Genomic DNA, 26,318 nt, shown 5'->3' on the forward strand with positions numbered 1-26,318 from the left:
ATAAAAAATATGAATAGTAAAATATTAATAATTAATTCCGGAAGTTCCTCTTTAAAATTTCAGTTGATCAACATGCCTTCTGAAGAGGTCTTAGCTTCGGGACTTGTGGAACGTATTGGACAGGCTTCAGGAAAACTTTATTATAAATCGGAGGTTTATTCTACTTCCGAAGAAATGGAAATTAAAGATCATTCCGTAGCACTAAAGGAGGTAACAAAACACCTTATGCACAGCGATTATGGTGTGATCCAGGATCCTGCCGATATTCCTGCAATTGGCCACCGGGTAGTACATGGAGGCGCAAGTTTTTCGGATACCATTGTTATAGATGACAAGGTGAAAGAAAAAATCAGAGAGCTGTTTTCTTTGGCACCTTTGCACAATCCGCCAAATCTTAAAGGAATAGAAGTTGCCGAGGAAATTTTTCCCCAGTCAATGCAGGTAGCTGTATTTGACACTGCTTTCCACCAAAGTATTCCTGCCAAAGCTGGTAAATATGCCATTCCTAACAAGTTTTATGAAGAGGAAAAAATTCAGGTGTATGGTTTTCACGGTACCAGCCATAAATATGTTTCAGAAAAAGCAAATGACTTTTTGAAGAAAAAGAATACTAAACTTGTTACCGTCCACCTTGGCAATGGTTGCAGTATGACAGCAGTAAAAGACGGCAAAAGTATTGACCACAGCCTGGGATTTGGACCGGTGAACGGACTAATCATGGGTACACGTAGTGGAGATATTGACCAATCGGTCATATTTTATATGGTCGAACAGCTGGGCTATTCTGCGAAGGAAGTGAGTGATCTACTTCACCACAAAAGTGGAATGCTCGGCCTCACCGGCTACAGTGATCTTAGAGATATCGAGGAGCAGGCTGAAAAAGGTAACAAGCAGTGTCAGTTGGCTTTGGAAATGAATGCCTATAGAATCAAAAAGTATATTGGAGCCTATGCTGCCGCCATGAATGGTCTTGACGCTGTTGTTTTTACAGCAGGGATAGGAGAAAATTCAGACGTTATAAGAAGGCTGGTTTGCAGAGATATGGAGTATCTGGGCTTAAAGCTTGATGATGAAAAAAACAGGATTCGTTCTAAAGAAATAAGAGAAATTAGTTTTGAAACTTCAGCAGTAAAGATCCTGGTGATTCCAACAAATGAAGAGCTGGAGATTGCTAAACAAACTTTAGCTATGCAATAGCATACCTTTAAAAAATAGCATTTTTGAGCGGAGAGTTTTACACAAACAGGTAAGCCTCTCCGCTTTTTACTTTTGCGGCAAATACACTAATATTTTCCTCCAGTTCTTTCCTGAACTTCTGTTTTAATGGCTGCACAGAGAAGTGGACGGGACAGGGTTGTTCGGAACTGCACTTCTTCAAACCAAGAACACAATCATCCAGCCTGTTAGTTCCGTCAATAATATTTACAACATCAATTAAAGGCGTATCCAACGCTTCTTTTGTTAAGTAAAACCCTCCTGTTGGTCCTTTTGAGGAAGAAATTATATTTTCTCTGGACAGGGATTGTAATAATTTAGAGAGGAACGGCGATGGCAGCTTAATAGCTTCTGCTATTTCCTTTGCTCTTATTTTATTCTTTTCATTTGAATGGACCGCTAGATAAAGTACGGCATTTACTGCATATTTACTGGAACTTGATAACATTATTTGTTGAGGTTGATTAGAATTATTTGAGTTCAGAAATAAAATTCAGACAGCTAGATCCCAAATTTAATATAATCCTGATTCTTATCATATTTTATCTTTTTTAATCAGGAGATATTTGTCCTAATTATTAGAGAAAAGAATGACCAAACCAGACATTAATTTAATCCTAAAAAATATTAAGACCTTTTTATCTTTTATTAAAAGTAAATAACTAATTTTGCCCTGTAATATTAATAAAATTTATCATGAAATTAACAATTAAATTTTTAAGCCTACTATTCATCTTCTCTGCAATTGCTTGCGGTGAAAAGGAAGAAAAGGAAAAAATCAATCTTTCCGACGATAGTAGTATTGTACAGGAAGAAGTAATTGAGGAAGCCGCCTCCACTACGGCAGAGGTTGACAATATGCAGAATAAGGGAATTGGTCCTATAGATAATCTCGAACTTGGTGAGAATATCGATGAGTCTATGGCCACCAGAGGTGCAGAATTGTTTAAGAACATGTGTTCTGCCTGCCACAAAATGGATAAAAAGTTTATCGGTCCGGAGATCGCCGGTGTGACCGAAAGACGAACTCCTGAATGGATCATGAACATGATCTTAAATCCTGAGCAAATGATCAAGGAAGATCCCATTGCCAAAAAACTTCTTATAGAATCCAATATGGCAGTAATGGCCAATCAGAACCTTACCGAAGAAGAAACCAGGGCCATTCTGGAATACTTTAGACAGTATGACCAAAACAATTGATCTGTTTAACCTATAACTCCTCAATATGAAAGTAATCCATTCTTTATCCTTTTTGATTCTTATGGCGGGTTCCATACTCTTCACAGGCTGTAAACAGGACGGCAGTAGCGAAAATTCTGAACCTCATGCCGAAATGAATCATGATCAACCCGTTTCGAATCAGGGTCAGGCTTATATAGATGACGATAGTGAAACTCCAAATGCGCTGCGGTTAGCGATTGAATCACCGGATCATAATACACTTGAAGCGGCTGTTGAGGCTGCCGGAGTGCAAAATTCCCTGGTAAACGTAGGTCCTTTGACGGTATTTGCTCCTACAGATGCAGCATTTGAGAAGCTTCCGGAAGGAACTGTGGAAAACCTTCTTAAGCCGGAAAATAAAAGAGATCTCTCCTATATATTAAAGCATCATGTGGCTCCTAGTAATTACCCGGTTGAAACACTAGTTAAAAATGTCGAAAAAGGTCGTACTCTTTATATGGCATCTGGCGAGAATGTGGAAGTGACAATGGACGGAGATGATATTTATGTAGGAGGTAAAAAGATCATTGGTACTGTAAAAGTGAGTAATGGCTGGGTGCATGTAATAGATGAAGTAATTCTTCCGGAAAACCTTTAAGATCTAACAATACACATACTTAATTAAATCGGGAATATTTTTCAAAATAATATATAAAGTTTTTAACAACAATCATTTAATTCCACTTTAATGAAACACATTTTTAAATTCGCAGCTCTTGGTGTTCTGGGACTATTCATGCAGTCCTGCGGCAACAACACCGAATCTTCCAAACAAGGATCGGGAGGTTTAATGGCTGCCAGTGCCGCCGAGAAAGTTTACGTGGCTCCCGGAGAGCATGATGAATACTACGGATTCTTTTCCGGTGGTTTTAGCGGACAGCTTTCTGTGTATGGTTTACCATCAGGAAGAATGCTGAAAGTTATTCCTGTTTTCTCACAAGATGCTGAAAAAGGCTACGGCTACAATGAAGAAACAAAAGCCATGCTCAATACTTCTTATGGATTTGTACCATGGGGAGATCTTCACCACCTGGACATTTCTCAAACAAATGGAGAACTTGATGGAAGATGGATTTTCACCCATGAGAACAACACTCCGCGAGTAGCACGAATTGATCTTACTACTTTCGAAACAGTAGAGATTCTGGAGATCCCAAACAGTGCAGGAAACCACAGTTTTGCGATTACTGAGAATACTGAGTACCTGGTTGCCGGTACCCGTTTTTCTATTCCGTCTCCTCAAAAGGATATGACAATTGACGAAATGAAGGGTAACTTTAAAGGTCCTATGACTTTTGTAAAGGTAGATCAGGAAACAGGTGGAATGGAGATAGCCTTCCAGGTGATCATGCCCGGATTCAGTTTTGATCTTGCTCACCCTGGTAGAGCTGCTTCTCACGGATGGATGTTTGCTACCACCTATAACTCTGAAGAGGCAAATACCCTTCTTGAGGTAAATGCTTCTCAAAACGATAAAGATTATATCGTGGCAGTGAACTGGAAAAAGATTGAAGAGTATGTAAACAATGGCGGTGGGGAAATGATGCCTGCAGAATATGCGCACAACGTGTTTGACCACCACAAGCATTCTGCCACTTCTACAATGAAAGAGGGAATTATGACAGTTAATCCTACAGATGTTCCGGGTGCGATCTACTTCCTCCCTACTCCCAAATCTCCCCACGGTTGTGATGTGGATCCAACAGGAGAATATATTGTTGGTAGTGGTAAACTTGCTGCCCAGGTAACTGTCCACTCCTTCTCAAAAATGCTAAAGGCGATCGAAGAAGAAAACTTTATTGGGGAAGTTTATGGAATGCCAGTGCTTAATTATGATGCTGTTCTTGCAGGAATCGTGGAAGAGCCGGGATTAGGACCTCTTCATACAGAATTTGACGGAAAAGGAAATGCTTATACTACATTCTTTATTTCTTCGGAAGTTGTAAAGTGGCGATTAAGCGACTTTGAAATCCTTGACAGAAAACCTACCTATTATTCTGTAGGACACCTTATGATCCCTGGTGGAAACTCTCAGAAACCTTTTGGAGAATACCTGGTTGCGATGAACAAGATCACCAAAGACCGATATTTACCAACGGGGCCTGAAATGAATCATTCTGCACAGCTATATGATATTTCAGGTGAGAAAATGGAACTGCTGCTCGACTTCCCAACTATAGGTGAACCACATTATGCAGCAGGAATTCCTGCGGATATTGTAAAGCAAAATTCTAAAAAGATATTCCGTTTGGATGAAAACGAGCATAAATATGCGGTGAAAAATGAATCTGAAACCCGTGTGGAACGAGATGGAAATGAAGTCCACGTTTACATGTCCATGGTTAGAAGTCACTTTGCGCCAGATAATATTGAAGGTATAAAAGTTGGTGACAAGGTTTACTTCCACGTTACCAACCTTGAGCAGGATTTTGATGTACCCCACGGCTTTGCCATGATAGGTGCTAACACTGCCGAATTACTGGTTATGCCGGGTGGAACTAAAACTCTGTTGTGGGAACCCAAAAAAGAAGGAGTATGGCCACTATACTGTACAGATTTCTGTTCTGCACTTCACCAGGAAATGCAGGGTTATGTTCGGGTATCTCCAGCGAACTCAAACGTAGAGCTCAAATGGTCATTAGATGGAGAGTCGTAGTAGTTTAATTAGTTAGTTAGTTAAAAGATAGCTTTTCATTGACCGAAAGCGGGCCGGGATTCCGTCCCGCTTTCTTGTCTAAAACAACTAATAATGAAAAAGTCTGGAATTTTAATGACAGTGGGTTCCCTGCTGTTATTAGGTCTGTTTATCTTTCCTTTATGGAATATTCAACTTGGAGCTCCTCAATATCCGGACCCTCTGGGAATGAACATTTATATCTTTGGAATTGAAGGAGAAGAGGAATTTGACATTCAAAATATTGATGGTGTCAATAAATATATTGGGATGAAAAAGATCCCGAAACCTGAAGAAATGTGGGAGTTTGAAGTTTTTCCCTTGGTAATTGGTGGAATGGCCGCACTTGGTGTACTGGTGGGAATCCTCGGATTTTTTGGAATTCTTGGCCCCAACTGGTTCCTGGCCTGGTTTATTCTTATGAGTATTCTCGGACTACTGGGAATGTATGACTTCAATAATTGGTTGCTGGATTACGGCACAGACTTAGATCCTAATGCTGTTATTAAATTAACCGATGAAGAAGGAAATCCTCTTAATTACAAACCTCCACTTTGGGGTACAGATCAAATCCTCAATTTCGAGGCAAAATCATATCCGAGGACAGGAGCATATTTACTATTCCTGGGTATGTTTTTGACTTTGATTGCTTTTTTCACCGGAAGAAGAGTAGAAAAATCTTAAATAGTAAATTATGAAAAAGATAAAGAGTTTACTGTATACGTTATCATTACTGGGAGTTCTTGCCTCCTGTAGTACAAAACCCGAGGCTATTAGATATGGCGAAGACTCGTGTCACTTCTGTGAAATGACGATCGTAAGTAAGGCTCATGCCGCCCAGGCCGTGAGCACTAAGGGGAAACAATTCAAATATGATGCAATAGAATGCATGGTGCACGATCTGCAACGGAATGAAGCAGAAATGGCAATAAAACAGGTAGCCAATTATTCTCAACCGGGAACAATGCTTCAGGTGAATGAAGCCCAATTCATAATAAATGACAGTATCAACAGTCCCATGGGCGAAAATCTTGCTGCCATAAAGGCTACTGCTAAAAATGCCCCCACATATACCTGGAACGAATTAAAAGCTCAGTTCCAGAGTGAAAAATCAGTAACCTCAAATGAAGTTCAATGAGAAGATGGATGCTTCTTCTTTTTATTCTTAGTGTACTTTCCACACAGGCCCGGGAGATCGAGGTTTGTCACAGTTGTGAGGTTACTTCGATCCAGGCCGCTGTGGATATGGCACAGGACGGCGACGTTATTAGAATCAAAAGCGGAACTTACAGGGAGCACGATATAAAGATCCTTAACAAATCAATCCGCATCATCGGGGAAGATTATCCCGTAATAGATGCCGAAAAGAAAGGTACAGCATTTAGTATCCAGGCAAACAATTTTACCATGGAAGGCCTGCATATTAAAAATATCAGTACCAGTCATACCAGTGAATTTGCTGCAATATTAATGGCGCATTCAACAAATTTCACTATTCGGAACAACAGGCTGGAAAATGTTTTCTTCGGAATTCTTATCGAGAAATCCACAGGAGGAAGCATAACCGGAAACAGAATAAAGAGTAAATCGGTAAGGCAGGATAATTCCGGAAACGGTATTCACCTTTGGCATTCAAAGGAAATCAAGATCAGCAATAACGTTGTCTCGGGAATGCGTGACGGGATTTATCTGGAATTTGCAGGTGAAAGTATTATTTCAGACAATGTATGCAGAGACAACCTGCGCTATGGCCTACATTTCATGTTCTCCGATCATAATAAGTACCTGGATAATGTGTTTGAAAGCAATGGCGCCGGAGTAGCGGTCATGTTTTCAAAACATATTAAAATGTACCGCAATGTTTTTAAAAAGAGCTGGGGTAGCGCCTCCTTTGGCTTACTACTGAAAGAAATTAATGACGCGGAACTTAAACATAATGTATTCGAAAAAAATACCATTGCCATAAGCGCCGATGGCACTAACAGAATCGATTACGTTGAGAATGATTTCATCAATAACGGCTATGGTATCAAAATCCGCGGAGCCTGCTATAAAAATATTTTTACCCGCAATAACTTCCTGTACAATTCTTTCGATGTTGCCTATACAGGCCGTATTAATGAAAATGAATTCGACAGAAATTACTGGAGTGAATACAGTGGATATGACCTGAACAAAGACGGCATAGGAGATGTGGCCTACAGGCCAGTAAAATTATTTTCCTATTTGGTAACCCAAACGCCTGAAGCCATTGTTTTGCTTCGCAGCATGTTCATAGGCCTACTCGATTTTTCAGAAAAGGTCTCTCCTATTTTCACTCCCAAAGATTTAATAGATCACCATCCCCAAATGAAAAAGATAAAATGGTAAGTATACAGAACCTCCATAAAAAATTCGGAAAACATACCGTTCTCGACGGACTGGAACTTAATATTGATGATCATGGAATCATCGCGGTGCTGGGTCCAAATGGATCGGGAAAAACCACTTTAATAAAAAGTATTCTTGGAATGGTAGTGCCGGAAAAAGGCAGTATTCATATTAATGGCAAACCATTAAAAAACAATTGGGAATATAGAAAAGAAATAGATTATTTACCCCAAATCGCCAATTTCCCCGGAAACCTCACTGTGATCGAATTACTTAAAATGATCAAAGATTTAAGAGGGGAAGCAAAACGTGAGCAGGAACTGATCAATTTTTTTGGGGTGAACAAGTTTATTGATAAAAAACTAACCAACCTTTCGGGAGGAATGAAACAAAAGGTAAACCTGGTACTCACTTTTATGTTTGACAGTCCCCTGGTGATCCTGGATGAACCAACTACAGGTTTGGATCCTGTTTCGATCCTTAAATTAAAGGAGTTGCTTCATAAAGAGAAAGCCAGTGGAAAAACTATTCTTGTGACTTCTCATATAATGGAATTTGTAGAAAGCGTGTCAGACAGGATCGTTTTCCTCTGGGAAGGAAAGATCTATTTTAACGGCTCGGTAGAAGAATTAAAAGAAAAAACAAATCAGCGTGATTTTGAACACGCCATTGCAACCCTGTTAACCGGAGAACATGTTTAAGATATTAAAATACAGTTTTTTTGACCTTACCCGAAGCAGCTGGAGTTACATATACTTTCTGTTTTACCTGCTTTTGGGAATTGTACTCTTATTCCTTAACAACGACCTTTCTAACGCCGTTATAACCCTTATGAATGTCATCATTATTTTGGTGCCCCTCATTGGGACAATTTTCGGGGTCATGTACTTTTATAATTCCAGGGAATTCACAGAGCTCCTTCTTGCCCAACCTGTAAAAAGAACCTCTATTTTCCTTGGACAATACCTGGGAGTTGCCGTTTCTCTTTCTCTTAGTCTTGTACTAGGGTTGGGCATTCCTTTTATAGCCTATGGATTATTTCAATCCCCGGCAATCTGGGATTTTACAATGTTATTAATTACAGGAGTTTTCCTCACACTTATCTTCTCTGCCCTGGCTTTCAATATTGCCCTCTCCAGCGAGAATAAGATCAAAGGTTTTGGCTACGCCATCCTCATGTGGCTGTTGCTTGCTGTGGTATATGACGGAGTATTTTTGCTTTCGCTGGTCTATTTTCAGGAATATCCACTTGATAAATTTTCATTGATCGCAACCATGCTGAATCCTATTGATTTGTCTAGAATCCTCATCCTTCTGAAATTGGACATATCCGCCCTGCTCGGTTATACCGGTGCCGTTTTTAAGCAGTTCTTCGGAACTTCCTTTGGGTCTGTAATCTCCCTTTCAGTTTTAGTATTATGGACGATTCTGCCATTATTAAATATTGCCCGAATCGTAAAGAAAAAAGACTTTTAACCCTTCCTTGAACATTGTTTAACAGCAATTTGTAGCTCTTTAGTAGATCATTTGGTAACTTATATATTAGAAAAAAAGTTTAACCAAAATCGTTTATAATGAGAAATCAGGAATTTTTAAATAAGCTGTCGAACTGTATCAACCATTGTAATTATTGCGCAGATGCTTGTCTGGATGAGGACAATCTCAAGAAGATGGTAGAATGTATAAGAAAAGATAAAGTATGTGCCTCTGCCTGTGCTTCACTTGCAGATATTCTAACGGTTAAGAATGCCAATGTAACAGGATTAGTAAAATACTGCGAGCAGGTTTGTAGGGAATGTGCAGAAGAATGTGAGAAGCACGATTCTCAGCATTGTAAAGATTGTGCCAAGGCTTGCCGTGAATGTGAAGAAGCCTGTAAAAAGTTTGCAGCATAATAACAAAATAACCCGGTTTAACCTCCGGGTTTTTTATTATCTACTTTATAAAGATTACCACTCTAAAATGACATTTTAGTAAAGAATTTTTACTTCTTTATCCGTCCATACAACTCGCTCTCCCGGAACAACTCGTTTGCATCTAATTTCTCCATTTCGTCAAAGGTAACTCTCCAGGACCAGTTCCCTTTTGTACTACCGGGCGTGTTCATTATGGACTCGCCTCCAAGTCCTGCAATATCCTGCAATGGCAAGATCGCTACAGCAGCTACAGACTGTAAGGCCATTCGACCTAATACTATGTGCACATTTCCTTCTGTTACTTTTTCACCAGTATATAGATCCAGGTGCTCCTTCACTTCGGTGCCACTGTCCTTGAACCAGCCTTTCGTTGTATTATTGTCGTGTGTGCCGGTATAAACAATGCTATTAAAATTGTGGTTATAAGGAATATAAGGGTTCTCCCGGTTCGTATCTCCAAATGAGAACTGTAATACTTTCATCCCGGGAAATTTAAATTTTTCCAGCAAATCGTACACCGGTTGATCCAGTACTCCAAGGTCTTCAGCAATAAATGGCATTTTTGGAAACTCCTTTTGAACTTCTTTAAAAAAATCTATACCGGGAGTTTCAGCCCATTTTCCGTTTATCGCAGTCTCCTCCCCTGCTTCTACTTCCCAATAAGCTGCAAAAGCTCTAAAGTGATCTATTCTTACAACATCAAATAGCAGAAGATTTTGCCGCAGGCGTTCAATCCACCAATGATAGTCTTGCTTTTGAAGTTCTTTCCAGTCGTAGACCGGTGTTCCCCATAGCTGTCCTGTTTCACTAAACATATCTGGCGGTACGCCCGAAATATGTGTTGGCTGCTTTTCCCCATCCAGTTTAAAAATTTCGGGATTTGCCCAGCAGTCGGCACTGTCGTGATTTACGTAAAATGGTACATCTCCAAAAATGTGGATTCCCTGCCTATGCGCTTCCATCATTAAACCTGACCACTGAGAAAAAAACAGGAACTGAACGAATTTTTCCCGCTCAATTTGCTGTTTTAGTTCGTTTTTTGCTTTCTCAAGAGCCTGCGGCTCCCTATCCCTCAACTCTTTTGGCCAATCCGGCCAATTCGCTTTGTGGTATTTATGTCGAAGAGCCAGGTAAAGACAATAATTCTCAAGCCAGTCCTTATGGGTTTCTGTAAATTCATTAAAGTCCTGCTCCTGTATCTTTTCGGTTTTGAAAGTTTCAAAAGCAGCATCAAAAATTTGTTGTTTGTATAATTGTACAGTGTCAAAAGTGACTTTTTCAGCGCTCATTCCTGAAGGCAAAGGAAAATCTTTGAGGTCGATGTATCCTTCTTCTTCCAGTAATTTCGGACTGATCAATAAAGGGTTACCTGCAAAAGCCGAATGGCTGCTGTAGGGAGAATGTTGATAAATTCCATCTGTGGGATTTAAGGGAAGAATTTGCCAGTAAGTTTGACCAGATCTTTTTAAAAAATTCAGGAATTTATAGGCTTCGGGACCCATGTCCCCTATTCCAAATTCTCCGGGTAAGGAGGTTATATGTAAAAGAATTCCACTGCTTCTTTTTAATTTCATATTAAGTATTCAGTTTTAAAAGTGCTACAGGAAAATCTTTAAATAAATCGCGGATAGCAATTTCTCCGGAAAAAAATTCCTCGCCCGAAAATACATTTTTGAATGTTCCCTTCAGCTTTTCGGGTAAGTTTATTTTTAGTTCTTGTTGTAGGTTTACCTGAAGATCTTCAGTAAAAAGATCAACCACCATCACCGGTACTACAACTATGGCTATATTTTCTTTATTTTTTCGGGCAAAAGCCAAAACTTTTTCTGCCATTTCACCTTTTACTTCCAGCGGAATATATTCCCCTTCTTCAAAAACTTCAGGAATTTCTCTTCGGGTAATAAGGGCATGGTGCAAACAGAACATCTTGATCTTTCCGGAGGTATAGGTCTGCTTCAGGTTTTGAAGCTCCTGTTGCAGCTCTTCAGGAGCCACGGCTTTCATTTGCTCCAAATAATCTTTCCGAAGCTTATAATCTACAGGCCTCCTATTGTCCGGATCAACATAACTAAGATCCCAAAGCTCAGTTCCCTGGTAGACATCGGGAATACCGGGTGCAGTAATTTTCAGTAATGATTGGGAAAGGGATTTTAAAGCTCCGTAAGCCGAAATTTTTTTATGAAATGTCCTAAACGAATCTTTAAATTCCCCAGAAGCCAATAAATTCTTTAAGAAGTCGTAAACCTTGTTTTCATACCGTTCATTGGGTGCGGCCCAGGAGGAGTTTTCCTTGGCTTCACGCAGCACCTTTTGCAGGTAGGCTGTAGATCTTTCGAAGAACTCTTCTCCCGGCTCACCTTCATACGGCCAGGCCCCTATCAACATCTGGAAAATAAAATATTCTTCATTCGCATTGGGAACCGAATTGTCATTTCTTAAATTCTTTGCAAGTAAATGCCATTCACTTACTTTTTTAAACCAATCCTCCCCCATTTCGCTCAAGACGTTAATTCTCATCCGGGCATCTTCCCCGCGCTTGGTGTCATGGGTAGCGGTAGCATTAATCGAAAGCGGAAAATCTTCCAGGCGCAATTTCATTCTCTCGTGAAATCCTGATATGGTAAGCCCAAAATTCTCTGGAGAATCCCCTACTTCATTGTGAGAAATTAATTCGTTGAAGATATAAAAGGTTGTGTCTTCCACACCCTTGGCAGCCAGCGGCCCGGTGAATTGCTGGCATCGTTGTAGGAACTGGAGCATATTGTCCCGGTCTCTGTCAGCTTCTCCGAGGAAGGTATCTTTAATTTTCTCCAACTCCTGCTCAAGCTCCGGTTTGTGACCTTGAGCTGTTTGAAAAGCTGTTTCTATGATTTTTTTCTGCCGTTTTCTTAGCGGGTATTCTTCAGGATATATCCTGTAAACCGGAAAAGCAGCCAAAAAGGCTCCCAAAGCTTCTCTATTCTTATCTTTATTTTCCAAAAGCTCCAGGTTCAAGGCCATTTCCCAAAGGTTTTTGTATTCCCCACCCATTCTCTCTTCCAGAATAAATAACTTTTGACGATATATTAGGTCTTGATAATCTGTAAGTTTTGGGTAGAGCTTTTGGTACGCTTTTAAAAATTTTTCTTCGCTATTGGGGTCGGTAAGCAGTTGGTTCACCGTAGCAAGAAAACCATATCCACTGGTTCCCTCCACAGGCCAGTGTACAGGAAGTTTTTCATCCCACTCAAGGATCTTCTCGATCGTAATATAAAAGTCGTCACCAAGCTTTTCTCTTAGTCGCTCCAGGTATTCTTTTGGATCTAAAAGCCCGTCAATGTGATCTATTCGTAAACCATGGATCAAGCCTTCCTCACAAAGCTGTAATATAAAACGATGGTAACTTTCAAATACTTCCCTGTCTTCCATTCGAAGACAAATGAGATCATTGATCGTGAAGAATCGGCGGTAATTGATATTGGTTTCCGTTTCCTTCCAGTGGGAAGGCAAAAAATGTTGTTCTTCCAGAATTTTCTTCAACTTTTCTTCAGAAGCATTAATTTCTCCTATCCTATTGTCGACTGTATTTCTAAAATCGGGTTCCTTATCATACTCCCGCAGGAAATATTCTTTTAACTCTTCCCAATCTTCATTTTCTCCGGAAAAATTCTTGAATTTATCTTTCCATTTTGCACCAAATTTTGATCCCAAAATTGTAGCGTAAGAACGCGCAGAAGCTAAATATTCATGATCAAAATACTTGAAATAAAATCCCTTTTTTGAGACCTTAAGCTGGAGCTCTTTGTTTTTAATAACTTCGGGTAACGGACTCCCAAGGAATGGAGCCATAACCTTTTCAGATTTCTCCCAGTCAATATCAAAAAAATTGTAGTGTACAGATTCAGGTCCCAATTCAAAAATGCTCTGCAACCAGATATTGTCACCATCAAAAGCCATGTGGTTGGGCACTATGTCCTGCAGCCATGACATCTTTTTCTGCTTAAGTCTGCCGCTAATCTTCCTGAACATGTCCAGTCTCCCGATCTCCTTATTGAGCCGAAAAGGATTAATTATATCATAGCCATGACTACTACCCCTTCGGGCCTGGAAAAAAGGTGCAGAATATACAGTGGAAATTCCCAGTTCTTCCAGATAATCCAGGATCTCGTTTAAATCATCAAAAGTATATTCAGGAGAGAGTTGTACGCGATATGTTGAGATTGGATTTTTCATTCCACGGCGAGATTTACAGATTCCTCCAGCTTATGAAATGCCTGAATCCAATTGCTTGCCTCATCATCACCAGCTTCACTGCGCTCCAGCATTTCCTCATAATGTTCTTCTTTGATTCCGAAGGCTATGTTTTGAGATTCCCATTTTTCAGGAGTTAGCGGTGTTTCCTTCAGCATTTTCAAGAGATTGTTTACTCTATTCAACAACTTTATATCCAATGGATTTTTCTCAAGCTCATACATTCTTTCAGTTAACCGCCGATCTGCCTGAAAATTAAGTGTCACCATATCCAGATTGGTATCAATGGATACTGCCGACTTAAGCTGGTTCTCAATTTTCTTAAAGTTGCAATCCTTCTTACGAAGTTCCTTAATAAGACGGTTATTCACTGCCATCTCCACAGGTAATTTTAGCCTGGACGGGACTCTCATATTGATCTCCTGAAAGGTCTTTAATAAAGGATAAGTATTGTCATACAGCTGTTGCATGGCACCTTCGGCCCCTTTAAGATTATTTTCCATAACCTGTTTCATAATATTGTGTTGCTCATCACGGAATAAGTGCCAGAAGGAATAGTTATGATTTCCAAAATGGGTATCCATAAGATTAAAGATCTCGTAGATATTTCCCTTTTCGAAATAAAAGGACATTTTATCGTGAAGTTCTTCCAGTGCTTCGGGATTGATATATTTTCTTACTCCCCCAAAAATATGATGATCTCCCATATAAAGAACCGCATAAGAAATATCCACTTTTTCCCAGGTGATATCACTACGAAATTCCGTACGGGCAATGATCAACTTTTGCTTCCCGGCCTCATAATAATGGCTGGCCTTTGTGGTAGCACTAAAGTTGTAAAGACTCACTTCTTCCGGGAATTCTTCAAAAATCGAAGAAATCGCGTAGTGGGCACCGATCCTTATCATATCTAGTTCGGTTGGTTTTACATATAGCTCATAAGCCCTATGTACCGAATCATATTCCGGCATATTGCTCGGAACCTTTTTAAGAGATTCTACAAAGTCGGGCTCATAACTGTCGCCACTTATTTCTTCGGCCAACTGTACCGCACGTTGAGCGTAAAAAATATCCTGCATGGATTCAATACCACTCACCTCGTCGAAGAACCAGCCACAACTGGTGTACATCAACATAGTATGGTACTGCATTTCGAGAAGTTTGAGCAATTTGACTTCATCCTCTTCAGAAAGATCTGCACCAAAATTTTCGGTTAAGAAGTGCTTTACATTTCCGGAATCCCGGTTAAGGATCACCTGTATATATTTATTTCTTACTTCCCAGGGATCTGAATTATACGGCTCCATCTCCTGTTCATAAAGAGTGATGAGCTTCTCCCGAACCCCATCAAATGCTTCTCTTAAAGGCTTACGCCATTCCTGATTCCAATCTCCATTCCCGCCGGTGTTACACCCGCAGTCGCTACGCCAGCGTTCAACTCCATGATAACAACTCCAGGAAGTATCTTCAATGATCTGCGCCTCATACTCAGGAGGAAATTTTTCAAGAAATTCCCCATAAATGGTAAGGTTTACATCTTCATCCTCTTCTAAAGAGTGGAGACAATAAGAAAGCGCCATTTCCCCCAGCTTATGGTGGTGCCCGTAACTTTCTCCATCGGTCGCTATATGGACTAATTCCATCTTATCATGCTCGGCAACCTGTCCTTTCAACCTTTCGGCAAAACTATGACCGTTATTCAGAAGGCCTTCAAAAGCAACAGCCTGTGAAGCAGGGCCATCGTAAAAGAAAAGACTTATTTCATTTCCCGAAGGCAATTTACACTTATAGGCGCGACGTGTGTTCACTTTAGCGCCTGATGCATCTTCCCATTCTTTATCGCCTATTTTTCTCACCTGTTTGGCTTGATACGGCGAAAGAATAGTGAATTTTATTCCATGCTTTGCCAGGACCTCCAACACATCTGTATTTACAGCTGTTTCTCCCAACCACATACCTTCGGGCATGCGATTATATCGGGATTTAAAATCCTCAATTCCCCAGATAACCTGAGTTTCCTGGTCACGGGCATTTGCCAAAGGCATAATTAGGTGATTGTACGCCTGTGCCAGCGCAGATCCATGTCCTGAAAAAGTTTCCTGGCTCATTTTATCTGCTTCAAGGATTGCCTCATAAGTTTCAGGAGTTTCATTTTCCATCCATCCCAGAAGTGTTGGACCAATATTGAAGCTCATCCAGGCATAATTGTTCATAATGGCCTGGATCTTCTGGTCCTCGTCAAGAATTCGGGAAGCCGAATTTCTTACATAACATTCTGCGTTGATCCTATGATTCCAATCGTGGTACGGGTAGGCAGATTCCTGCATCTCTACTTTATTCAACCATGGATTTTCTCTTGGCGGCTGGTAAAAATGTCCGTGCACACATACATATTTCTTGCTCATAATTTTTTTTTTAAATATTTACCCACGAAACTAAGGTTCCAAAAAGGGCATTTTAGATGGGGATTTTTTTATGATCTGAAGATCAGTACTGCTTCGGCCGGAACTGTGATCTTTCCTGAATTCAAGAGGTCCTCAACCTCCTTTTCTCCTCCCCATTTTTTATCTGCGGAAGATATCAGGACCTGCAGATTATCTTTATCAGAAATTTCTTCTGAATAAGAACTACTTCCGAAGTTATAGATCCCTGTTATAGCTGAATTATCATCCCCGGCTGAAACTATCAGAATTTTTTTCTCCTCATCGGCTTCTGCATTAACGTTTTGATCCTTAAAAAGATCGAAAGCACCTTGCTTTTTCAGCTTTAGTAATTCTTTGTAAAAGCCCAAAATCTGGCTTTTTTGCTCTTCCTGCTTAAAATCCCAGTTCAGCTTTGAATTTTTAAATGTTTCTTCTGCCTGTGGATCGGGAAAAACCGCATCGGAATGGGAATGGAAGAAATATTCAAATTCTTTTTTCCGCCCTTCCTGTACAGCTTTTACAAGATCGGGATCGTTGTGACTAATAAAATACTGAAAACGATTCTTTTCTCCAAACTCCTCCCCCATAAAGAGCATGGGCACAAAAGGAGCCGAAAGTATGGTCGCGGCCGCAAGTTTCTGCTTTTCAAAACTCACCAGCTCGGCCATTCGTTCTCCCAATAAACGATTTCCCACCTGGTCGTGATTCTGGATACAGATCACAAAGTTGGAAGGTGTCATCCCCTGAGGATCGTTACCCACAGTACGTTTTCGAAAAGAAGAATATATTCCGTCGTATATAAACGCCTGCTTAAAAGCTTTGGCTAGATATTCCATTTTTCCGAAGTCGACATAGTATCCCGCATCTTCGCCAGTGAGAATGGTGTGCAGCGAATGGTGAAAATCGTCTACCCATTGGCCTTCCAGCCCAAATCCCCCTTCAGAATAATCTTTTATCAGTTTTGTATCGTTTAAATCACTTTCGGCAATTAGAACATATTTTTTCCCGGTTTTCGCCTCCAGTTCATCGGTCTTTTCGCTCAACTCTTTAAGGAAATGCTTTGCTCCCCGGTCAATGATTTCATGAACTGCGTCCAGTCGCAGGCCGTCAAAATGGAAATCTTCCAGCCACATCAAAGCATTCTGAATAAAGTGATGCCTCACAAAATCGGAATATTCATCATCAAAATTAATTGCGCTGCCCCACGGAGTATGGTATTTATCTGTGAAATAAGGGCCGTACTGGGAAATATAATTTCCTTCGGGACCCAGGTGGTTATAAACCACATCAAGCAAGATGCTGAACCCGCGGTCATGACAGGCGTCGATAAGCTTCTTAAGACCGCTCACTCCGCCATAACTATCCTGTGCGGCATAGGGATAAACGCCGTCATAGCCCCAGTTTCGCTTTCCGGGAAACTGTGATATTGGCATCAATTCTATGGTATTGATCCCCAGCTCTTCAAGGTGATCAAGTTTGTCTATTATGGCTTCAAATGTCCCTGCAGAAGTAAAAGTCCCCACATGTACTTCATAAATATACATATCGCTCAGCTCTCTGCCTTTCCAGGAATTATCCTTCCAGGAGTGAGCGGAATGATCTACCACGCGGGACCAGGAGTTGACTCCCTCTGGTTGAGAAAGAGATGCAGGATCCGGAAATTCGTCCTGTTCATTGAGCCTGTACTTGTAGAGCGTTCCCGACTCAACATCGTTGATGGATTTGCTCCAATAACCCTGATCGTCTTTAGTAAGTGCAATCGCCTTTTGGGTATTCTTCAAAACAACTTCAAGAGATTTGGCAAAAGGTGCCCATACGCAAAATTCAACTTTTTTATGTCCTATATATACCGCACCAATTTTCTTTCCCATAAAATCTTTCTTCCTGAATTTTCAAATACTCTCAAAGCTAAGAAGGATAAAACGGAAGATTTAATGTTTAATACTTTTTTAACTAAGGGTGTGCTATTACTTGCCTAAATTTAAGTGTTTTAGAATGCACGAAGACCTGAAATCACTGGCATTTCAGGAAATTAATCAACCTATTATCTTTAAACAATACATATGAAAATTGATGGTCATAAGCGAGTTAGTATTAGAAACGTAAAACCCCAAATTGACTGCGGAAAGTACCCCATAAAACGAATAATTGACGAAGAAATAACAGTTGAAGCTGATATTTTTGGAGACGGGCATGACAAGGTGGATGCAGTCCTCCTGTATCGGGAAAAGAAAAAAGGTAAGGGCCGTGAAAAAAAATGGCAGGAACAGCCTATGGTTTTTGAAGGAAATGACCATTGGAGTTCTACCTTCAAATTAACTGAGACCGGAGATTACGAATACACTCTGGAGTCATGGGTGGACCATTTCAGCACATGGCAGGATGGCCTGGAGAAAAAGGCAGCCGCCAATCAAAATATAAAAGTTGAACTTCTTATAGGTGCAGAACTCATGGAAGAAGCCCTTCCCCGTGCCTCTGCTCCAAATAAAAAGAAATTAAAGGACTGGATTAAGCTTTTACGAAGCGAAGAGCACGAGGAAAGAGCCCTTTCTGAAGCCTTAAGTGACGGTGCCTCCCGGACAATGTATGAATCCCGTGACCGCAACAAAGCTTTTCCTTACGAAAGAAATCTCGACGTAAGAGTGGAAAGAAAAAAAGCGCTTTTTAGTGCCTGGTACGAATTCTTTCCCCGTTCTGCGTCTCCTGAAAAAGGCCGGCACGGAACCTTTAAGGATTGTGAGAATGTACTTCCTGAGGTGGCAAAAATGGGATTTGACACCATCTATTTTCCACCGATTCATCCTATAGGCCGAAGTCACCGGAAAGGACTAAACAATGCCACTGAAGCCGAGGAAGGCGATCCAGGATCTCCATGGGCAATTGGAGCCAAAGAAGGTGGTCACAAAGCCATTCATCCCGAATTGGGAACTATGAAAGACTTTACCAGCCTTGTAAAAAAAGCTAAGGACATGGACATTGAGATAGCACTTGACTTCGCTATTCAATGTGCACCAGATCACCCTTACGTAAAGGAACACCCGCAATGGTTTAAATGGCGCCCCGACGGCACAGTTCAGTATGCTGAAAATCCTCCAAAGAAATACCAGGACGTACTGCCGGTAAACTTCGAGACCGAAGATTGGGAAAATCTTTGGGAGGAATTAAAGAGCATCGTAGAGTTCTGGATTGATAAAGGTGTGAACGTTTTTAGAGTAGATAATCCACACACCAAAACTTTTCCATTCTGGGAGTGGTGCATAAAAGAGATCAATAAAAAGCACGATGGTATTATTTTCCTTGCTGAAGCTTTTACCCGCCCAAGAGTGATGGAGGAACTGGCAAAGATTGGGTTTAACCAATCCTACTCCTATTTTACCTGGAGGAATACAAAAGAAGAATTTCAGGAATATCTTACACAGCTGACTAAAACAGAAGTCAGAGAGTATTACCGACCTAATTTTTGGCCAAATACACCCGATATTCTTCCTATTTCCCTGGAGCACAAAGATGAACCTTCATTCATTACAAGATTAATTCTGGCAGCCACTATGTCCTCCAACTATGGATTATACGGACCTGTATTCGAATTCAATCTTAATGAACCTTATCCGGGAAAAGAAGAGTATATACATTCAGAGAAATATCAAATCTATCACTGGGACTGGCACCGCAATACGCGAACAAAAGAAATGATAAGTATTCTCAACAGGATTAGGAAAGAAAATGCAGCACTGCAAACTACCTGGAATATCGAATTCTGTGATACAGATAACGATCAGATAATATGTTATTCCAAGATTGATCAGGATGAAACTAATAAGCTGATCATCGTTGTGAATCTTGATCCAAATAATACTCAGTCCGGTTGGGTAAGTGTTCCTTTAAAAAGGCTTAAGATCGAAGATGGCGATTCGTATTCCGTCAAGGATCTTCTAACCGGTGCGAGCTATATATGGCAGAACGAATGGAATTACGTCGAACTGCATCCCCGGGCAATCCCCGCACATATATTAAAAGTTGAAACTAAAAAACCAATACAATAAAAAGATAAAACAAATGATCAAACCACTGCAAGCGAGCGATCAGGAAACCTGGTATAAAGATGCTATTATTTATGAACTTCACATCAAAGCGTTCTTTGATAGTAATGGAGACGGAATAGGAGACTTTGAAGGTCTGCTACAGAAGCTTGACTATTTGGAAGACCTGGGAGTCAATGCCATATGGTTGCTTCCCTTCTACCCTTCTCCTCTTAAAGATGACGGATATGATATTGCCGATTATTACAGCATAAATCCCTCCTATGGAGATCTCGATATTTTCAAAAAGTTAATTGAAGAAGCCCATAAACGCGGATTAAAAATTATCACAGAGTTGGTCATCAATCACACATCCGATCAACACCCGTGGTTCCAGCGGGCCCGAAACGCGCCGATAGGTTCACCGGAAAGAGATTATTATGTGTGGACCGATGATCCCACTAAATATAAAGATACCCGTATTATCTTTACCGATACCGAGCCTTCCAACTGGACCTGGGATCCAGTGGCAAAACAATATTTCTGGCACCGTTTCTTCAGCCACCAACCCGATCTTAACTTTGATAATCTACAGGTACAGCAGGAAGTACTTGATGTACTGGATTTCTGGTTTGACCTTGGAGTAGATGGCTTTCGACTGGACGCTGTTCCGTATCTTTTTGAAAGAGAAGGAACCAACTGCGAGAACCTACCTGAAACTCATGAATTTCTGAAGAAACTCCGTACACATGTAGACAATAAGTATGAAAACAAACTTCTACTTGCTGAAGCAAATATGTGGCCGGAAGATTCAGCAGCATATTTTGGCGAAGGTGATGAATGTCACATGAATTATCACTTTCCAATTATGCCGCGAATGTTTATGTCGGTTAAAATGGAAGATAGATACCCAATTATGGATATTATTGACCAAACCCCCGAAATTCCTGAAAATTGCCAGTGGGCAATTTTCCTTCGTAACCACGACGAACTTACCCTCGAAATGGTGACCGATGAGGAACGGGATTACATGTACAAAGTATACACGAAAGATCCACAGGCAAAGATCAATGTGGGTATACGGCACCGATTAGCTCCCCTGTTAGATAACAACCGTAGCAAGATCGAGCTGATGAACGTGTTGCTATTCTCGTTACCTGGAACTCCGGTAATATATTATGGAGATGAGATAGGAATGGGTGACAATTTCTATCTGGGAGACCGGGATGGAGTAAGGACACCAATGCAATGGTCATCAGATCGTAATGCAGGGTTCTCTCATGCGAACCCACACAAGCTTTATCTTCCTGTAATTATTGATCCTTCTTATAAGTATGAATCAATAAATGTGGAGACCGAGCAAATGAATTCTTCTTCCCTCCTATGGTGGATGAAAAGGATCATTAGCATGAGGAAAAAGTATAAAGCTTTTGGGCGCGGAGATATCAATTTCCTCTCACCCAGCAACGCAAAAATTATTGCCTATACAAGAACTTTTGAAGATGAAGATATTTTGGTACTTGGAAATCTTTCACGTTTTCCACAGGCAGCCGAGCTAGATCTGGAAGCGTACGAGGACTACATTCCTATAGAAGTGTTTAGCCATAACAAATTCCCCAGGATCACAGAGCATCCTTATTTGTTTACCATGGCACCTCATGGTTACTACTGGTTCAAGCTTGAAAAAGAAGAAGGTCATATTGCAAAATCTGAAACACCTGTTCTAAAAATTGATGAATGGGCACAGCTTTTACAAAACAAGATCAAATCAAAATTTGAACATGATATCCTGCCGGAATATCTTAACTCCTGCCGTTGGTTTGGTGGGAAATCAAGAGTGATCCAGAACATAACTGTTATTAATAAAGTAGATATTCCTGTTCAGGATATTCCTTCCACGTTAATAACTATTGAAGTAAGCTATAATGATGGTCTACCGGAAGTATACCAGCTTCCCCTGGGATTTGTAAGTCCAAAAATGGACGAAGAGTACAAGGAAGTTCCCGGAAAAGGTATAATTGCCAAACTGCAGGTGGGAGATGAAGAAGGATACTTATTCGATGCTGTTTACAGTGAAAGTTTTAGAAATGTGCTCTTCAGGAACATTAAAAAAGGTAGGAAAATTAACAGCGGTCGTGCAAATCTTGTATTCTATCACAGTGAAGACAATTTTGAGGCCGAAGCAGAAAAGTTACATTCAAAAATCCTTAATGCGGAGCAAAGTAACACTTCTCTTATTTTCGACAACAGGTATTTCCTGAAGCTATATCGTAAACTGGATAATACTATCAATCCCGATCTTGAGATCACAAGGTATCTTACTGAAAAGACTGAATACAAAAATTCTCCGCGTTTTGTGGGTGCTATTGAATATAAGCCCGATGCCAAAAACATTATTGTGTTAGGGATGATGCAGGATCTTATTCCGAATCAGGGTGACGCATGGGATTACACAAAAGACGCTCTAAACCGCTTTTTTGACAGGGTGCTAACGCTACCTAAAGATGCCGAGTTTGAACCGGTAGAGCATACGCTCGCACCACTTTCCTATCAGGATCTTCCTGAAAATATGAAGGAATTGATGGGGGCTGTATTTCCGGAGAGAATGTTCCTACTGGGGCAAAGAACAGCCGAGATGCACAGGGCACTGGCGGCTAACCCGCAGGAAACAGATTTCGAACCCGAACCATTTTCCCTGCATTATCAGAGATCACTATTCTCGTCTCTGCAATCCTTAACAAGGAATGCTTTCCAAAATCTTCAGAAAAGCATTAAAACCCTTCCGAAACATATTCAGGAAGAAGCCAGGGAAGTGTTGGATATGAAAGGAGAAGTCTTAAACACCTTTAAAAAAGTCTACGACCACAAAATCCCAATCATGAAAATACGAACCCATGGAGATTATCACCTGGGGCAGGTTTTATGGACGGGAAAAGACTTTGTAATCATAGATTTTGAAGGAGAACCTGCCAGATCATTTAGTGAGAGAAGATTAAAGAGATCTCCTCTGCGCGATGTGGCTGGAATGGTTCGTTCCTTCCACTATGCCGCCTTTGGAAGCATTCTTGAATCTGAAATAGCAGATCATAACAAAGAAGGTGAACTGGATACCTGGGCAGAAAACTGGTATTACCTGGTGACGCAAATGTTCCTCAAAGGATATTACGATCATGTTGGGAACAACGATTTTATTCCACCAGATAAGGAAGATACAGAGATCCTTATGCAGGTATTCCTGCTTGAAAAGGCGATCTACGAAATGAATTATGAATTAAATAACCGTCCAGATTGGGTCTTGATCCCACTACGGGGAATTAAATCATGCATTAAAAAATAAATTATGGCTAAGAAAGAGAACAACAATAAAAAAGATATAGATAAAAATGTTTCAGGAACCGGGAAGGCTCCCAAAGGTCCTGTGGATAAAGGAAAAACTTCTGCTGAAGAATCTGGAGAAGTAAAAGGACCTAAAGGTGTCGGAAAAAAGACTCCGAAAAAAACTGAAGCCAAAAAGTCTACTTCAGAAAAGGCTGCAGGAAAAGCAGGTTCTTCAGAAGAAAAAGTGAAGAAGCCTACGAAATTGAAAGCTGGGTTGCCGAAAGCTAAAATGCCTGAAGCTGACAGTGCAGCAAAACCTAAACCAAAAAGTTCTGCAAAGAAGACAACTTCAGGAAAGAAAAAAGGAGACACTCCTACTAAACCGGCTAAATTCCAGAAGCCTTTGACAGATGAACAAGTGCCGGATGTTGCAGCACCTGCAACTAAGGTTACTACTACCCCTGAAGAGAGTCCGGAAAAGAAAACCGGCACCCGAAAAACTTCAGGAACAGCTGCAAAAAAGAAAACCGCAACAAAAAAGAACATTTCTGAAGAAAAAACAACAGAAAGAAAACCGGCTAAAAAGATGTCCCGAACAAAAAAAGTTCCGGGAATTAGTGCCGAGGAAAAAATGAAGTTGCCAAATACTTCCCCTTCCGAAGACCTTAAGAATGCAGCAAAAGAAACTGCAGATAACCTTAAGAAAAAGGCAACGCCATCAGAAGGAACAAAAAAAGACCTTGAAAGAAAGGCTAAAGACCTCATCCCAGATCCCGAGGATCTAAAAGCAGCAGCAGGAAGTCTTGCCGAGAAAATCATTCCGGCAGCTGAAAAAGCTAAGAAAAAGGTAGAGGAAATGCTGCCAGACAAAGAAGAAGTAACTGCGGCAGCACAAAAAGCAAAAGAGACAGTAGAAGACTTCACTACAAATAAAAAAGAAGAACAGAAATCATCTTCAGATAAACCTGTAGAGGCGACTTTATTAACCGAATTTGATGTGCATTTATTTCGTGAAGGAAAGCATTATCATTTATATAACAAACTAGGTTCCCACCTTATGGAATATATGGGGACAGAAGGAGTTTACTTCGCGGTATGGGCACCTAACGCTGAAAGTATTTCGGTTATTGGGGATTTCAGTAATTGGGACCGTCAGGCACATCCTATGAATGCCCGCTGGGACAATTCCGGTATTTGGGAAGTGTTTATCCCCGGTGCCAAAAAAGGCAGTTTATATAAGTATTTTATAAAGTCTAACAACGGCTACGAAGCCGAAAAAGGTGATCCTTTTGCTTTTCAATGGGAAACACCTCCAAATACAGCATCTGTAGTTTGGGACCTTGAGAATACCTGGAAAGATAAATCCTGGATGAAGGACAGGCAAAAGAAGGAAGGAAAGCCCCAGCCAATGTCGGTTTATGAAATACATTTAGGATCCTGGAGAAGGGTTCCCGAAGATAATTTTCGCTCCCTTAGCTACCTGGAGTTAGCCGAACAATTACCGAAGTATCTAAAGGAGTTAGGTTTTACTCACGTAGAGTTTATGCCGGTGATGGAGCACCCATTCTTTGGTTCCTGGGGTTACCAGATCACAGGATATTTCGCCCCATCAAGTCGTTTTGGTACTCCACAGGAGTTTATGCAGCTTATTGACAGTCTGCACCAGGCCGGTATAGGTGTGATCCTGGATTGGGTTCCTTCCCACTTCCCTTCAGATCTTCACGGAATACATTATTTCGACGGAACCTATCTTTATGAACATGCCGATCCAAGAAAAGGTTTCCATCCCGACTGGCAGAGCTACATTTTTAACTACGGCAGGAATGAAGTACGGTCATTTCTGATTAGTAATGCTCTTTTTTGGCTGGACAAGTTCCATGCCGATGGATTGAGAGTTGATGCCGTAGCCTCAATGCTCTACCTGGATTATTCCAGGAAAGAAGGTGAATGGGAACCAAATGAATTTGGTGGCAGGGAAAACCTGGAGGCCATTAGTCTGCTTAAGGAATTTAATGAAGTGGTGTACAAAGAATATCCCGATGTGGTCACCATAGCCGAAGAATCTACAGCATGGCCAATGGTGTCAAAACCAACATACATTGGTGGTCTTGGATTTGGTCAGAAATGGATGATGGGCTGGATGCATGATACTTTAAAGTACTTCAGTGAAGACCCTATTAACCGGAGATATCACCAAAATACCATCACTTTTAGCTCAAATTACGCCTTTTCAGAAAACTTCATGCTCCCTTTATCCCATGATGAGGTAGTTTATGGAAAACAATCTATTCTGAATAAAATGCCGGGGGACAGCTGGAATAAGTTCGCCAACCTGCGTACCCTTTATGCATATATGTACGCCCATCCCGGAACAAAACTGCTCTTTATGGGAGCTGAATTCGGGCAACCTTCAGAATGGAACCATGATGGGAGCCTTGAATGGCATTTGACCAATGAAGAACCTCACCGTCAAATTCAGGAAACCTTTAAAGAGTTGAATAAGCTTTATAAAAAGGAGCCTGCTTTTTACGAAAAAGCCTTCTCCCAGGAAGGTTTTGAATGGGTGGATATCAATGATGAGGAGAATAGTATTATCAGCTTTTTGAGAAAAGGAGAGGATTCTAAGGACAACATTTTGGTAATCTGCAACTTTACACCTGTCCCAAGAGAAAACTACAGAGTTGGAGTCGAGAAAGCAGGAAAATGGAAGGAGATATTCAATAGTGATGACGCCAGGTTTGGGGGTAGCAATGTCAAAAATCAGGATAAGATCGAGAGTCAGGAATTGCCGGCACACAGGCAGGATCATTCTATATCTTTGACACTGCCACCACTGGGAGTAGTCTATCTTAAAAAATCATGAGAGGACGGTAAAATATAAATAAGAACTGCCCCGGAAAATTCCGGGGCAGCCTTCTTTAAGTAGTTA

At 40.7% G+C, this 26,318-nt stretch carries 18 protein-coding genes; 13 read left to right on the forward strand and 5 right to left on the reverse strand.

The genetic code is table 11. The features are described 5' to 3' along the window. Nucleotides 1-9: 9 nt before the first annotated feature. Nucleotides 10-1,197: an acetate/propionate family kinase gene (locus H148_RS0110855; protein WP_037325100.1), complete on the forward strand. Its 1,188-nt coding sequence runs from the start codon at nt 10-12 to the stop codon at nt 1,195-1,197. Nucleotides 1,198-1,234: 37 nt separating this feature from the next. Here H148_RS0110855 and H148_RS0110860 read toward each other — a convergent pair whose 3' ends face one another. Continuing rightward, nucleotides 1,235-1,663, reverse strand: coding sequence for an RrF2 family transcriptional regulator (locus H148_RS0110860; protein WP_029034822.1), 429 nt, complete (start codon nt 1,661-1,663; stop codon nt 1,235-1,237). A 248-nt stretch (nt 1,664-1,911) separates the two neighbouring features. Between H148_RS0110860 and H148_RS0110865 the strand changes: the two genes are divergently transcribed. From H148_RS0110865 to H148_RS0110905, 9 genes are all read left to right on the forward strand, one after another. Continuing rightward, a complete protein-coding gene (locus H148_RS0110865; RefSeq protein WP_211222989.1) occupies nt 1,912-2,418 on the forward strand; it encodes a c-type cytochrome in 507 nt (168 codons plus the stop codon). Nucleotides 2,419-2,443: 25 nt separating this feature from the next. Beyond that, complete coding sequence (locus H148_RS0110870; RefSeq protein ID WP_029034824.1) at nt 2,444-3,037, forward strand: fasciclin domain-containing protein; 594 nt, start codon at nt 2,444-2,446, stop codon at nt 3,035-3,037. A 90-nt stretch (nt 3,038-3,127) separates the two neighbouring features. Next, a complete protein-coding gene (nosZ, locus tag H148_RS0110875) occupies nt 3,128-5,095 on the forward strand; it encodes a Sec-dependent nitrous-oxide reductase (protein WP_029034825.1) in 1,968 nt (655 codons plus the stop codon). A 93-nt stretch (nt 5,096-5,188) separates the two neighbouring features. Then, nucleotides 5,189-5,797 (forward strand): hypothetical protein, encoded by a 609-nt coding sequence (locus H148_RS0110880; protein ID WP_029034826.1) that lies wholly within the window; start codon nt 5,189-5,191, stop codon nt 5,795-5,797. 10 nt (nt 5,798-5,807) lie between these two features. Further along, on the forward strand, nt 5,808-6,251 hold the full coding sequence (locus tag H148_RS17735) for a nitrous oxide reductase accessory protein NosL (RefSeq protein ID WP_083961649.1): 444 nt from the start codon (nt 5,808-5,810) through the stop codon (nt 6,249-6,251). After that, entirely contained in the window at nt 6,248-7,483 is a 1,236-nt protein-coding gene (locus H148_RS0110890) for a nitrous oxide reductase family maturation protein NosD (protein ID WP_029034827.1), read from the forward strand. Before H148_RS17735 ends, H148_RS0110890 begins: the two co-directional genes overlap by 4 nt. Continuing rightward, entirely contained in the window at nt 7,477-8,184 is a 708-nt protein-coding gene (locus H148_RS0110895) for an ABC transporter ATP-binding protein (protein WP_029034828.1), read from the forward strand. Before H148_RS0110890 ends, H148_RS0110895 begins: the two co-directional genes overlap by 7 nt. Continuing rightward, nucleotides 8,177-8,959 (forward strand): ABC transporter permease subunit, encoded by a 783-nt coding sequence (locus H148_RS0110900; RefSeq protein ID WP_029034829.1) that lies wholly within the window; start codon nt 8,177-8,179, stop codon nt 8,957-8,959. Before H148_RS0110895 ends, H148_RS0110900 begins: the two co-directional genes overlap by 8 nt. A 98-nt stretch (nt 8,960-9,057) precedes the next feature. Next, nucleotides 9,058-9,378, forward strand: coding sequence for a four-helix bundle copper-binding protein (locus H148_RS0110905; protein WP_029034830.1), 321 nt, complete (start codon nt 9,058-9,060; stop codon nt 9,376-9,378). A gap of 89 nt (nt 9,379-9,467) precedes the next feature. Here H148_RS0110905 and malQ read toward each other — a convergent pair whose 3' ends face one another. The 4 genes from malQ to treZ all read right to left on the reverse strand — a co-directional run bounded on the left by malQ (nt 9,468) and on the right by treZ (nt 17,923). Next, complete coding sequence (gene malQ, locus H148_RS0110910; protein WP_029034831.1) at nt 9,468-10,973, reverse strand: 4-alpha-glucanotransferase; 1,506 nt, start codon at nt 10,971-10,973, stop codon at nt 9,468-9,470. A 1-nt stretch (nt 10,974) separates the two neighbouring features. Next, a complete protein-coding gene (gene treY, locus H148_RS0110915) occupies nt 10,975-13,611 on the reverse strand; it encodes a malto-oligosyltrehalose synthase (protein ID WP_029034832.1) in 2,637 nt (878 codons plus the stop codon). Then, a complete protein-coding gene (locus H148_RS0110920; protein WP_029034833.1) occupies nt 13,608-16,034 on the reverse strand; it encodes a DUF3536 domain-containing protein in 2,427 nt (808 codons plus the stop codon). Before H148_RS0110920 ends, treY begins: the two co-directional genes overlap by 4 nt. Before the next feature lie 68 nt (nt 16,035-16,102). Next, the gene (gene treZ / locus H148_RS0110925) at nt 16,103-17,923 is read right to left on the reverse strand and encodes a malto-oligosyltrehalose trehalohydrolase (protein ID WP_029034834.1); all 1,821 of its coding nucleotides are present in this window, start codon (nt 17,921-17,923) and stop codon (nt 16,103-16,105) included. Between the two features lie 192 nt (nt 17,924-18,115). On the opposite strand from treZ, the gene H148_RS0110930 reads away from it, so the two are divergent. Genes H148_RS0110930 through glgB form a run of 3 tightly spaced genes read left to right on the forward strand, consistent with a single transcriptional unit; the run spans nt 18,116 to nt 26,252 of the window. Further along, the gene (locus H148_RS0110930; RefSeq protein WP_029034835.1) at nt 18,116-20,095 is read left to right on the forward strand and encodes an alpha-1,4-glucan--maltose-1-phosphate maltosyltransferase; all 1,980 of its coding nucleotides are present in this window, start codon (nt 18,116-18,118) and stop codon (nt 20,093-20,095) included. A gap of 13 nt (nt 20,096-20,108) precedes the next feature. After that, nucleotides 20,109-23,408 carry a maltose alpha-D-glucosyltransferase gene (treS, locus tag H148_RS0110935; RefSeq protein ID WP_029034836.1) on the forward strand — a complete coding sequence of 1,100 codons (3,300 nt, stop codon included), beginning with the start codon at nt 20,109-20,111 and terminating at the stop codon, nt 23,406-23,408. Between the two features lie 3 nt (nt 23,409-23,411). Beyond that, nucleotides 23,412-26,252, forward strand: coding sequence for a 1,4-alpha-glucan branching protein GlgB (gene glgB / locus H148_RS17740; RefSeq protein WP_342663251.1), 2,841 nt, complete (start codon nt 23,412-23,414; stop codon nt 26,250-26,252). Nucleotides 26,253-26,318 lie beyond the last annotated feature (66 nt).

This window comes from Salinimicrobium terrae DSM 17865 (genome assembly GCF_000424665.1).
Lineage (GTDB): Bacteria > Bacteroidota > Bacteroidia > Flavobacteriales > Flavobacteriaceae > Salinimicrobium > Salinimicrobium terrae.